Source organism: Massilia sp. CFBP 13721 (assembly GCF_014842025.1).
Lineage (GTDB): Bacteria > Pseudomonadota > Gammaproteobacteria > Burkholderiales > Burkholderiaceae_D > Telluria.
This window is the reverse complement of the sequence record NZ_JACYUY010000001.1, coordinates 353288-366239: the sequence shown is the minus strand read 5'-3', so window position 1 is coordinate 366239 and position 12952 is coordinate 353288. Positions and strand designations below refer to the sequence as shown.

The window sequence follows — 12952 nt, the reverse complement described above, 5'->3', positions numbered from 1 at the left end:
CCGCGTGCACCGACGAAGCGGCTAACGCAGTTCGAACAGGTAATCCCCGCCGCGCTGATGGCCGGCCGCCGTCACCGACCCGTATTTCGGCGTCTGCGGGAATTCCTTTTTCACGCCGGCCTGGACCTCGGTGAAGATCGAGCTGCCCGGCTTCCATTTCGACACCGAGTTCACGACCTGCATCAGGTTCCAGGCGAAGATCGAGTGATTGTCCTTGCCCTCGTCGGCCACCGGTTCGTCGCCGCCCGAGGAGAGCACCACCACCGAGCGCTTGGTGAGCACGTCGTCGGCGCTCACGTTGACGCCGACCGCATCCATGCCGTCGCGCGCGAAGGCGCCCGAATAGCAGCTGTCGGAGATGAGCGCCATTTGCTGCGAGCGCACGCCGGCCAGCAACTGGGCAATGTCGCCGTTCGAGATCCACTTGCGCGGATCGCTCGCCAGCGCATCCGCCGGCAGCCAGTAGCCGGCGCCATCCTTCTCGAGCGAATAGCCGTGTCCCGCGTAATACACGACGACGCTGTCGGAGCTGCCGACTTCGAGCGAGAGCTGGTTCAGGCTGCGAACGATGTCAGCCTTGCCGGGGTTGCGCAGCACCTGCACTTCGTAGCCGAGCTTGTCGGCGAACAGGCGGGCGAGGGCGTCGACGTCGGGCAAGGCATTCTCCAGGCGGGGAATGGTGTTGTCCTGGTATTCGTTGATGCCGATGAACAGCGCGATCTTGCGTTCGATCTGCGGCAGGTTGGCATTTCTGGTGCTTTTCCTGGTCGGCGCGGCGGGCTGCGCCTTGCCGGCCTGGGCAAGGTCGAGCTGGGCGCGCGTGATCCGGCAGGCGCCGCTCGCCGCCTCGACGACGGTGGCGCAGGGCTGCACGTTCGCCAGGCTCGGGTCGATCTCGAGCTTGTAGATCGCATCGGCGAACAGCTTGCGCTTGAAGTCGCGGCGCGCGTCGAGCATGGCCGCCAGTTCGTTCTGGTTCATCGACCCGATGCGCACCGGGGTAAAGCCGCGCCCTGGGGGCCCTCCCGAGATGTCGAACACGCCGCCGGCGATGCCCGGCGGGTCGATCGCGGCGACGGCCGCGTGCAGCGCCGTGTTGAAGGAGGCGGTGTTGCTTTCGCGCGCGATCGCGACGGGCGCCGCCACTAATGGCGGGACCGACTCTGGCGGCACGACGGGTGGCACGACGGGAGGAAGGACGGGAGGAACTACCGGCGCGGCTTCGAGCAGCAGCGCGTTGACGTTGCCCGGCGCCTGGGCGAACACATAGTTCGCCGCCGCCAGGCCGCTGCCGTCGATGGCGTAGCGGCCCGGCGGCGATTGCGGCGTGGCGGCGCCGCTCCAGAGCAGCGTGCCGGTGGTGGCCGTCCCCAGCGTATCCGCGCCTTGCAGCCCGGTCACGCTGCCGTCGAAACCCGACAGCGGCAGGCCGGCAGTGCGCACCGCGGGCGCGGCCTGGTAGAACAGGGTAGCGGGGGTAATGGCCCCCACATTGCCGCTGGCCGTGGCCGCCACCGCATTTGTGCTGCCCAATGCGCTGCCCAGGTCCACGGCGCCGATGCGGTAGTTGCGCGCATCGGCGCCGCCGACGGCGAAGTTGCCGCTGACGGTGACGCCTTTCTGCTGGCCGACGTTCGGCGAGTCGTAGACGCCCTGGGACGGGCCGCTGACCGTCAGCACGTCGTTGGCGACCGCACCGTTCAACAGGTACTGGTCCGCGCGCAGGCTGGCGCCAGTGCCGGCGTCGTACACCTTGCTGACCGGGCCGGCGATCCCGATCTCGAGCGCCCGCGGGGTGATGGATCCGCGCGCGGTCAGTGGGCCGACCAAGACGTAATTCGGAGCGTCCGCCCCGGTCATGATGCTGCTCGTGAACGTGATGAGCTTGTTCGTGCCGACGTTCTTGTCGTCGAAGAGGATGTCGCTGGTACCGAACTTCAGGTCGTCGTCGCCGAGCCGGCCGGCGAACACCGAGCTGGCGGAAAGAAATGCGCGCTGCGTGCCGTCGTAGACCTTGTCGGCCCCGACGATGCCCTCCGCGGTGATCGGTCGCGGAGCGATGTCGGCGGTCGTGGTGGCCGGGGTGGCCGGAGTGGCATCAGGCAGCGTGTAATTGCCCGCATCGGCGCCCCGCAGGGAGCCGACCGTGACGGCGACGGTTTTGCCTGTCCCCGCGTTCTTTGTATCGAACAGGCCGGCCAGGCCGTCCAGCGCGACATCGTCGCCCGCGACCACGTTCGCCAGGCCAGCGCGCACCGTCGCCGCCCTGGTGGCGTCGTAGACCTTGTTGTCGGCGCCGAGGTTGGACAGCGCCAGGGCGCGCGGCGTGATCGAGCCCGTGGCAACCAGGTTACCGCTGAAGACGTAATTCGGCGCGTCGGCGCCGCCCAGCCTGCCCGTGAAGGTGATCTGCTTGTTGGTACCGACGTTCTTGTCGTCGAACAGGGCGTCCCCCGTGCCGACCGTAATGTCGTCGCCCTCGAGCACGCCCGAGAAGCTGCCGCCGGCCACGGTGGCAAGGCGTGTGCCGTCGTAGACCTTGCCGCTGCCGACGATGCCCTGCGCGGTGATCGGCCGCGGCGTGATGTCGGCGCGGGTGGTGGCGTCGGCCAGCGTGTAATTGACTGCGTCGGCGCCGCGCAGCGAGCCGGCAGTCACCGCCACGGTCTTGCCGATCCCCGCATGCTTCGTATCGAACAGGCCAGTCAGGCCGCCCAGCGCGACGTCGTCGCCCGCGACCACGTTCGACAGGCTGGCGTTCACGGTGGCGGCCCTGGTGGCGTCGTACACCTTGTTGTCGGCGCCGAGGTTGGCCAGGCCCAGCAGGCGTGGCGTGATCGAGCCCGTGGCGACCAGGTTGCCGGCGAAGACATAGTTCGGCGCGTCGGCCCCACCCAGGCTGCCCGTGAAGGTGATGCGCTTGTTCGTACCCACGTTCTTGTCGTCGAACAGGGCCTCGCCGGTTCCCAGCGTCACGTCGTCGCTGTCGAGCGCGCCCGAGAACGTGCCGCCGGCAACGGTGGCCAGGCGGGTGCCGTCGTAGACCTTGTCGCTCCCGGCCACGCCCTGTACGGTAATCGGCCGCGGCGTGATGTCGGCGCTGGTGGTGGCCCCGGGCAGCACGTAATTCGAAGCGTCGAGACCCTGCAGGGGCGCGGCGGTGACCGTCACCGTCTTGCCGATTCCTGCGTTTTTCGTGTCGAACAGGCCGGCCAGGCGCCCCAGCGCGAGATCGTCGCCCGCGACCACGTTCGACAGGCCGGCGTTTACGGTGGCTGTCCTGGTGCCGTCGTAGACCTTGTCGTCGGCGCCGAGGTTGGACAGCACCAGCGTGCGCGGCGTGATCGATGCCGTGGCGCTCAGGTCGCCAACGAGGACATAATTGCGCGCGTCGATGCCGCTCAGGCTGGGCGTGAAAGCGATGGGCTTGTTGGTGCCGACGTTCTTGTCGCCGAACAGGGCCTCGCCGATGACGAGCGCCAGGTCGTCGTCGCCCAGGACGCCCGAATAGGTGACGCTCGAAATGGCTGCGTCCCGCGTGCCGTCGTACACCTTGTCGGCCCCGACCACGCGCCCTACGGTAACAGGGGCCGGCGTGATGTCGGCCGTGGTGGTAACCGGTCCGGGCAGGGTGTAGTTGAAAGCGTCGGCGCCCTGCAGGGAAGAGGCGGTGACCACCACGGTCTTGCCGGTTCCGGCATCTTTCGTGTCGAACAGGGCGGCAAAATCGCTCAGCACGAGGTTGTCGCCCTCGACCACGTTCGACATGGCGAGGTTGTTGACCGTGCCCGTCCTGGTGGTGTCGTAGACCTTGTCGTTGACGACGACGTTGGACAGCGCCAGCGGGCGCGCCGTGATGTCGGCGACGAGGGAGGTGTCGGCGCCGTAGACCGGAGCGCCGGTGGACGTCACCAGGCGGAAGGGGAGGCTCTCGCCGTCGTAGCCGACAGGTTTGTCGCTGCCGACGTTCTTGTCCTGGAAGCGGCCGTTGACGAAGAAAGCGCCGTCGCTGCCGGTCTCGTAGCGAAACCCGAAGGGCGCGTCGCTGGCCAGCACTTCGCTGAAGCGCGCGTCGGTGCTGCCGTCGTATTCGCGGCCGGCATCGACCCTGGCGCGCACAGCGAGGGAATCGGCCATCACGACGCCGTTCCCGCCGAAGCCCGGCCCTGTCTCCGGATCCAGATTCACTTGCACGAAGTCGGGAGCGAGGTCGGCCAGTGAGTCGGCGCTGAAATTCGCACCGCTCGCCAGCGACATCAGCCAGCGCCCATTGTTTGCCGTCAGTGTGCTGCCGGTGCTGGAGAATTCACGCGCTGTGATGTAGATGGCGTCGACCCCGGATGCGGCCGAGCTGAGGCTGGCATTGTCGAGTTCCAGCGACGTCGAGCGGATATCGATCCATCCTGTGCCGGTATCGATGTCGCCGCCGATGACGACGCTTGGCACCGGAACGAAGGATTCGGATTGGCGCGAAGTGCCGGAGAGCCGGACATGGCCGCCGGCCGTGGATATCCTGCTCCCTGCACCGAGCTGGATGCTGCCATCGTCGTTCGCATCCATGTCCTTGAGCAGCGAGACATACAACGGCGCCGCGTTACTCTCGATGCTCACCCCGGGGGCCAGGGTAATGGCGTTGTACGCCTCGAGATAGAGGGATGCACTGGACCGGGCGTCGTCCGCGAAGATGTTCGAAGCAACCAGGATGTTACCTGGCTGGATTGCCGGCGGGCCCGCCTCGCGTGCGAATCCGGCGCGCAGCGTGACATCAGCCCCGTCCGTCAAGGCCTCGGAAACCAGCGCGGCCGTTACGCTGCCGCCTTCGAGCGTCGCCGGGATAGCGAAATCGGGCGTGTCCGCCGGCGTGGTGGCGCTGGCGGGGGCAAGCGTGATGTTGCCGGCGTTCACCGTCCAGCTGCCGCCGAACTGGCCCTGGCCGCGCAGGTTGATTCGTTGCGGCCGCACGTCGACGAACTGCCCCGATGTTTGCACCGAGCCACCGTAACTCTCTACTCCCGCGCTCACATCGAGCGTTCCGTAGATGCGGGTAGCGTCGCTGTTGCGCCCGATGTCGATGCTGCCGCCGCCGCCGTCGTCGGCGTTTGCCTGGAGCAGTGCATTCGGGCCGATATAGACCGAGGAGGTGGCACCCGCCGGCGTTGCCGCGGCGCGGTCGATGGTCATGCTGCCGCCGGAGGCGTAGCCGGAAACATCGACCACGGCCTGGCCATGGATGCCGACGTTCCTGCCCCTGATCTCGATGTTGCCGCCGCTGCCCGTGATGCCGGATGCGGACAGGCCGCCCTGGACCAGGACCACGCCGTCCGGCGCCTCGACGCCCAGCGTGCCGCCGTTTGCAAACCCGGCAACGGACAGCTCGCCGTCCGCCGTCACGGTGACGGATTTCCCGCGTACCAGCAGCGTTCCGCCGTCGCCCAGGAAGCTGTCGTCGTCGCCGCTGGCAGCGCTGATATGACCGGCGACCGTGACCGTGCCGTTGGCCGATTCGACCGTGACGGCGCCGCCGGATGGGTTTTCGCTGCCGAGGCGGCCGCCGTTCGCATCGGTCCGGCTCTGGCTGGCGAGCGTGACGCCCTCCTGGCCCCGGATCGATACCCGGCCCGCCGTGAAGGAAGTCAGGATCTCGGCACGGACGATCCCTTCCTGGTTGACGATCCCGCCGAGCACGTCGATCGTCCCGCCGTCCGGGGCCAGCAGGGAACCGAGGTTGGTGACCGTGTTGGCGGCGCCGGTGATCCGCACCGTGAGGTTCGGGACGCCCGAATCGACGAGGTCGACGCTCGAGGCCGCGGCGAGGGCGGTGTGGCCGCCCGTGGTGCTGATGGTGCCGCCGTTGTCGATCGAGGCCCCGATCAGCACCACGTGGCCGCCGAAGCTGGTGCCGATTTCGCTGCCGGGTTCGGTCCGGATCGGCGCCGTGCCGCCGCCGCCGAACCGGTACTGGCCGGCCAGGAAGTCGGACGTCGACAGCGGCAGCGTCGATGCGACCAGGCCGGCGACGTTCACCCGCGCGCCGCTGCCGAACAGCATGCCGTTGGGATTGATCAGCCAGACGGCGCCGTTCGAGCTCAAGCTGCCGAAGATGTTCGACGGGTCGGTGCCGACGACCCGGTTGAGCACCTTGCTGGCCGCGCTCTGCTGCTGGAAATGCACGCCGTACTCGGCGCCGATCGAAAAGCTGTTCCAGTCGATCACCGCATTCGGCGAATTCGTCACCGTCATCTGGCCGTTGCCGGTGCTGATGCCGGCCGTGCCGCTGACGACCTGCGCACCCGTCGGCAACTGCGGCACCTGCGCCCAGGCCGGCGCAACCGCCGTGCCGAAGGCGGCCGCGATCGAGGCGGCGAGCGCATGGCGGGCCAGGCCGGGGCGCGGGCTAAAGGCGGGCAAGCTGGAACACTGTTTCATGATGAGCCTCGAAGATCGGTGGCGTTGGCAAGCGTTGGCAAGCGTTGGTAAACGTTGAGGACGGCGGTCAGAACAGCAGGTTGATGGCGACGTGCCCGCGCACTTCGTCCTTGGCGGTGGCGAAGCCGCGTTCGAGCGCGCGGCCGACGTCGAGGCTGGCGCTGGCGTTGCGCCGGAAGCCGAAGCGGGCGCCGATGCCGGCCGCGCTCAGGCTGCAGGAGCCGGTGCTGACGTCGCGGCAGGGCGTGCCGCCATGGTTCCTGACCCGGCCGTGATCGAGGAACAGGTAAGGGCGCAGGCGCATGCCTTCGCTCAGGTCGGGCACGGCCATGGAGGCTTCGACGCGCGCCAGGTAGCCGAGGTCGCCCGAGAATTCGCGCTCCAGGTAGCCGCGCACGCTGGCGGCCCCGCCGATGCCGTAGCGTTCGGGCGCGATCAGCCGGTGCGGGGTGTACTGCATGTCGAAGCGCGCGTTGACGGCCACACCGCCGGCCAGCGCCTGGTCGACGTAGCCGGTAAAGCGCGCGACGGCGTAATGGCGGCGGGCGCCGGCGCGTGCCGCCTCGAAAGCGGCGCGCGCGCTGCCGCCGGCATTGACCGCCAGTAGCGCGTTGATGCCATAGCCGCGCTTCGCGCCCTGGCGCTGGCCGACGTAGGCAATGCTGAGCGGCGCGGTGGTGAGGTCGAGCGCGGCGGCGCCGCAGCCGGCGGCGCCGAAATCGCCCACCGAGCACTGGTCGTCGTAGTCGCGGCGGTCGACGCCGAAGGTGAGGTGATGGTCGTATTCGCCCCTGCGGTCGAGGTGGCGGTTCGCGCGCAAGCCGGCGACGCTGCCCCTGCCGCTGAAGTTCAGGGGGCCGGCGACCGTGGCCGTGGTGCCGATGCTCACCGTCGAACGGGCATAGAAGGCGTCGAACGAGGCCGCCCACGCATACAGGGGAATGCGGTAGCCGGCGCTATAGATGCGTACGCGATCCGGATCCTCGGGCGAGGTCTGGTATTGCAGGGTGCCGACGTGATCGCGGTTGAACAGGTTGGCATGCTGGACGCCGACGCTGATCCGGTGGCGGCCGGTGCTGCGGGTGCCGGTATTGTTGTAGCCGGCCAGGAACTGGATTGGATTGCTGTCGCTGACGCCGACGTCGGCATCGATTTCGCCTGGCCGCGCGCCGGCGGTCAGCGTCACCTTGACCTGCTTGGCGGGGCTGTCGTTGGTCAGCTGGATGTCGCGGTCGATCGCGGTGACCCGCGGTGTCGCGCCCTGGCGCAGATTGGGCAGGCCGGCGCGCACGTTGGCGGCGTCGTAATGGGTGTTGCCCTTGACCCTGACGGCGGCGAGCCTGCCTTCCACCACCCGCACCACCACCGTCCCCTGGTCGCTTTCCTGCGGCGGCACGTAGGCGACGACGCCGCCGTAGCCGGCCGTCCGGTAGGCTTGCTGGATGCGGGCCGCGAGCGCATTCAGGTCGGCCAGGCTGCGCTGGCTTCCGGCCACGCCTTCCGTGAGCGCGCGCAGGGTCGGTTCGGGAAGCAGGGTATTTCCTTCGACCCGAATCGCGGTCACCGTCAGTGTCTGCGGCTGGCCCGCCGCAGGCGCAGGAGAGAACAGGCCGGCTGCGCCGGCAACGGCGAGCCAGATAACGGATGTGCGAAGACACGTGGTCATTAATTTCCCCTGCGCAAGGCGATGCGATGATGCGAAACGACGGTCGGAGACGGGTAGATTGGGAAGACGAAATGGATTGCGCATAAGTGCACATACTGTTTACACTATTATTGACCAAAAAATTGTATAGAAACTATTATTTATTTCGCGTGTGGTGTACGTACAACCTCTAGCATGGACGTGGCACGCCGCCGGATTGCGCCGGGCATACGCTGTCGACCCGGCTGTTCACCCAGCCGTTGAGCCGCAGCACACCAGTGGTATTTGTGCAACTGGCCGGCGCCGCGCCGAAGCGGCGTTGAAGAATGGGTCGGGCTCGGTTAGGATTTGCCGGTGTCCGCGCAGATGGTCGGTCCTTGCCCGATGTCGGTCGTTGCCGATGCCTGTCCAGTTCCTGAAACTATTTACCGAGGAGTCAGAAATGAAAGCACGTTCGCTGCTGGCGGTTTGCATCATGGTCGCTGCGCTGCCCGTCATGGGCCAGGAGGGTCCGCTGTTGAAGGAAGGGCAGGTCGACGCCAACGCGCTGGTCGACGCGCTGGCGCCGAAGCCGCCGGTCCGCACCCGCAGCCTGCGCATCGTGCGCGACGACGTCGGCACGCCGGCCGTCTCGCCGAAGCAGGCGAAGGCCCACCTCCTGATCACCTTCGACACGAATTCGGCGAACCTGACGCCGGCGGCGAAACAGGCGCTCGACGTCGTGGCCCAGGCCATGTCGTCCGAACGGCTGGCCGCGGCCCGCTTTGCGATCGAAGGACACGCCGACCCACGCGGGCTGGCCGCCGCGAACATGAAGCTGTCGCAGTCGCGTGCCGAGTCGGTGCGCGACTACCTTGCCGGCAACGCGCACATCGACCGGGCGCGGCTCGATGCGGTGGGAAAGGGCGACAGCGAATTGATTAATAAGGCGGTTCCGAGTGCGCCCGAAAACCGGCGCGTCACCCTCGTCAACCTGTCGCGCTAGCACTGGCCGGGACCGGTCAGGTCCCGGCCAGTGCGCGTAGGGTGGACTTCGTCCACGCGTAAACGCCGCACACCACCTGCTGCGATGTGCGTGCGTTAGCTCTTATTCGTACTCCTCGACCGTGAACCCTGCCGCGCCGTAGGCGCCTGGACACAGCGGCCTGCTGCAGCTCGGTATGCCGGCAAACAGCGGCGTCGCGCCGGTGTACTCGCGTTGCAGCGTGGCGGCGCGTGCGGCGGGAAAATCGCTGAACAGCTCGCTGGTTTCGAGACCGGCGCTGCGGAAGTCGCGCGGCGACTCCGACACCATCACCAGAAAATGGTCGACGCCGGCCGGGCCGGCGGCATCGAATTTCCAGCGCGAGCGTGGCAGGTTCAGCACCCCACCGGGGTTGATGACGTTGAGCTTGTCGATCGCGTTCGGGAACAACAGCTGGAAGTCGCCCGCGGTACCGACCATGTACAGGTAGACATAACCCGCATGCGAGGAGCGGATCGAAAAGCTGGCGCCCCTGTGACCGATCTGCACCCGTGCGCTGTCCACCCGCACCGTCACCTTGCGTTCGGGACTGGCGGCGGCGAGAATGGCGTCGAGGGCTGCGACCGGGTTGTAGGCGGGGGCGGCGGGCGGCGCCGCGACAGCGGGCGCGCGGGCAACCGGCGCGTCGATCGCCGGGGCGGACGACGGGGCGGAAGACTGCTCGGCCGGCGCCGCGCTGTCGCGGTTCATCCACGCGAACAGGCCGGCGCCGGCGAGGGCGACGGCGGCGGCGCCGGCCACCAGCACGGTGCGGCCCGGGGTGCGGCCCGGGGTGCCTCCCTCTTCGGCTTGCGCCGCCGGCGGGCGCGCCGCCTGCGTGGCCGCGGCGCTCGCCGCCGCTGGGGCCACGGGGGCGCCAGCGGTGGCCGAGGTGGCCGCGGTGGCACGTGCGGCGGCTGCCGCGGCCGGATCGAGTCCGAGCAGGGTACGCATGGCGCCCACGCTCTGTGGCCGGTGCTCGGGCCTGAAGGCAAGCGCGCGGTCGATCGCCGCCAGGAAAGCGGGGCTGTAGCGGTCGGCAAAGCGGCTGGCCAGCGGCACGTAAGGGTCGGACAGCATGCGGCTCACTGCCTGCGGCGGCGCAGTGCCGGCAATGGCGAAGTGCACCACCGAAGCGAGCGCATACAGGTCGGTCCAGGCGCCCTGGCTCATGCCCGGCATCTCGGCGTACTGCTCGATGGGCGCATAGTTCTGCTTCAGGATCACCGTGAAGGCCTGGTTCATGCCGCTGATCGCGCGCCGCGCCGCGCCGAAGTCGAGCAGCAGCGGCCGCCCTTCGTCGAGCATCAGGATATTGTCGGGCGCGATGTCGCGGTGATAGCAGTGCTGCTGGTGGATCACGTCGAGCGCATCGAGCAGCGGCGCCAGCAGCGCCTTCAGCCAGGCTTCGTCGGGCGGGGTGGGGCGCTCGCGCAGCACCTGCTTCAGGGTCGGGCCGCGATAATAGGGCATGACCATGTAGGCGGTGCCGTTGGCTTCCCAGAAGCGGTAGACCTTCACCAGCGACGGATGGTCGAACTGGGCCAGCATGCGCGCCTCGTTGATGAAACTGCGCAGGCCCGCTTCGAAGCTGTCGGCGTTCTCGTTCGACTTGACGCTGACGTGGGCCTGGGTCGAGCGCCAGGCGAAGGACGGCATGTATTCCTTGAGCGCGACCTGGCGTTCGAGCGAGGTATCGTGTGCGCAATACACGATGCCGAACCCGCCTTCCCCGAGCACGCCCGTGATCTCGAACTCGGACAGGCGCGTGCCTTTTGGCAGCGCATGCTCGCCGCCTTGCGCGAGTCCGGTGGCAGGTCCCGGCATGGCGCCGGAGGAAAGCATCGTGCGGTCGTCGTCAGGAGGATGGCTCATGGGAGAGGTCGCTGGCTGGAGTGCTCATTATCGTCCGATTGCTTGCGCGTTGCCATAAATTTATCACGCATTTATACCGCGGCGGCCCCGTTGGGGCGGGCCCTCGCGCGCGATCGGATGGCTGCACGCATGGTGCATGGGGCATGTTCGAATAAACAACTCGCGCTTCAAAAAAACGATAATTTTTCTATATTTTTTGTTGATAGTTAGTTTAGTATTACCTGTCCCGAACATCACGGCAAAGCGTCCACGCCTTGCCGCGCTTCACGGAGGTAGCGCACGCCTCGCCGTTCGCAGGTGCGCAGTGGTTACGCCGTTTCAGTCATGTTTTGCTAACGCAGCATGTTGTCGGAGTACGGATGAGCACGATCGACGTCGAAGCCCTGATGCGGGAGATCGAACCCAGCGCGCCCTGCGGGCCGAACCTGGAATACGACCCGGCATTTCTCGCCCTTGAACAGGAAGCCCTCGGCAAGCCCGAGGTGCAGTACGGGACGACCATCACGCCCGCCGTTCCGCCCGACTGGAAAGCCATCCGCCGCATGACCGGCGAACTGCTCGAACGCAGCCGCGACCTGCGCCTGGCCGTGCACCTGGTGCGCGCCAGCCTGGCGCTCTCCGGTGTCGCCGGCCTGGCCGACAGCGTCACGCTGATCGAACGCCTGCTCGACCAGCGCTGGGACAGCGTGCATCCGCTGCTCGATGCCGAGGACGGCAACGATCCCACCCTGCGCATCAACTCGCTGGCCATCCTGGCCGATACCGGCACCCTGGTGCGCGAACTGAAAGACGCGACGCTGGTCACGCTGCCCGGGCTCGGCCCGCTCACCATCAAGATGCTCGAGATCGCCAACGGCGAACTGGCGCCCGCACCGGGACAGGAAAAGATCGCACTCGCGTCCATCGAGGGCGCGCTCGCCGACTTGGCGCCGGCCACGCTGGCGGGCGCCGTCGACGCCCTGGCGCGCGCGCTGGCGGCGGTGGTGAACATCGAGCTGATCCTGGTGCGCCAGGTCGGCAGCTCCCAGGCGCTGAATCTCGATGCCCTGACCCGGCCCCTGAAAAAAGCCCACGAATTCCTCGCCCGCCAGCAGACCGGGGACGCCGCTGGCGGCACCGCTGCCGACGGCGCCGGCGCCGCGGCGCACGGTGCACCCATCGTGCTGGCGGCCGGCGATGCGCCGGCGCGCGCCGCGCGGGCCGGCATCAGCGGCGACATCGCCAGCCGCGACGACGTGCTGCGCATGCTCGACAAGCTGGTCGAGTACTACGACCGCCACGAGCCGTCGAGCCCGATCCCGATCCTGCTGGCGCGCGCCAAGCGCCTGGTGCCGATGAACTTCTTCGAAATCATGCAGGACCTGGCGCCGGACGGCGTCGCGCAGTTGACGGTGATCCGCGGACCCGATGGTTCGAAGACCGACGACGAGTACTGATCCGCAGCCAATGACAAGAACGCAGGACAACATGTTGTTCAATCAAGGGGGTGTCAATCGTGGGCAAAGAAAGCAGCCAGAAGTTCATCGCACGCAACCGCGCGCCGCGCGTGCAGATCGAGTATGACGTCGAGGTCTACGGCGCGGAGAAGAAGATCCAGCTGCCGTTCGTGATGGGCGTGATGGCCGATCTGTCGGGCCAGCCGGCCGATCCGCTGGCCCCGGTGGCCGAACGCAAGTTCCTCGAGATCGACGTCGACAATTTCGACGAGCGCCTGAAGGCGATGAAGCCGCGCGTCGCGGTGCAGGTGCCCAATACCCTCACCGGCGAGGGCAATCTCTCGGTTGAAATGACCTTCGAGAGCATGGACGACTTCAGCCCGGCGGCCATCGCGCGCAAGGTCGGCTCGCTCAACAAGCTGCTCGAGGCGCGCACCCAGCTGTCGAACCTGATGACCTACATGGACGGCAAGACCGGCGCCGAGGACCTCATTTCCAAGCTGCTCGCCGAACCCGCGCTGATGCAGGCCCTGACTTCGGCGCCGAAACCACAAGAACAATCCTGAA

At 67.8% G+C, this 12952-nt stretch carries 6 protein-coding genes; 3 read left to right on the top strand and 3 right to left on the bottom strand.

The genetic code is table 11. From position 1 onward, the window contains the following. Positions 1 to 21 precede the first annotated feature (21 nt). Positions 22 to 6426 (bottom strand): YDG domain-containing protein, encoded by a 6405-nt coding sequence (locus tag IFT60_RS01465; protein WP_192048697.1) that lies wholly within the window; start codon positions 6424 to 6426, stop codon positions 22 to 24. A gap of 67 nt (positions 6427 to 6493) precedes the next feature. After that, positions 6494 to 8092, bottom strand: coding sequence for a ShlB/FhaC/HecB family hemolysin secretion/activation protein (locus tag IFT60_RS01460; protein ID WP_192048695.1), 1599 nt, complete (start codon positions 8090 to 8092; stop codon positions 6494 to 6496). A gap of 421 nt (positions 8093 to 8513) precedes the next feature. Between IFT60_RS01460 and IFT60_RS01455 the strand changes: the two genes are divergently transcribed. Continuing rightward, positions 8514 to 9056, top strand: coding sequence for an OmpA family protein (locus tag IFT60_RS01455; RefSeq protein ID WP_192048693.1), 543 nt, complete (start codon positions 8514 to 8516; stop codon positions 9054 to 9056). Positions 9057 to 9158: 102 nt separating this feature from the next. Here the strand turns inward: IFT60_RS01455 and IFT60_RS01450 are convergent, their stop codons facing one another. Continuing rightward, a complete protein-coding gene (locus IFT60_RS01450) occupies positions 9159 to 10949 on the bottom strand; it encodes a serine/threonine-protein kinase (protein WP_192048691.1) in 1791 nt (596 codons plus the stop codon). Between the two features lie 359 nt (positions 10950 to 11308). Between IFT60_RS01450 and tssA the strand changes: the two genes are divergently transcribed. Then, positions 11309 to 12385, top strand: coding sequence for a type VI secretion system protein TssA (gene tssA / locus IFT60_RS01445; RefSeq protein WP_192048689.1), 1077 nt, complete (start codon positions 11309 to 11311; stop codon positions 12383 to 12385). A 59-nt stretch (positions 12386 to 12444) separates the two neighbouring features. Further along, a complete protein-coding gene (gene tssB / locus IFT60_RS01440; protein WP_192048687.1) occupies positions 12445 to 12951 on the top strand; it encodes a type VI secretion system contractile sheath small subunit in 507 nt (168 codons plus the stop codon). The last annotated feature ends 1 nt before the right edge of the window (position 12952 follow it).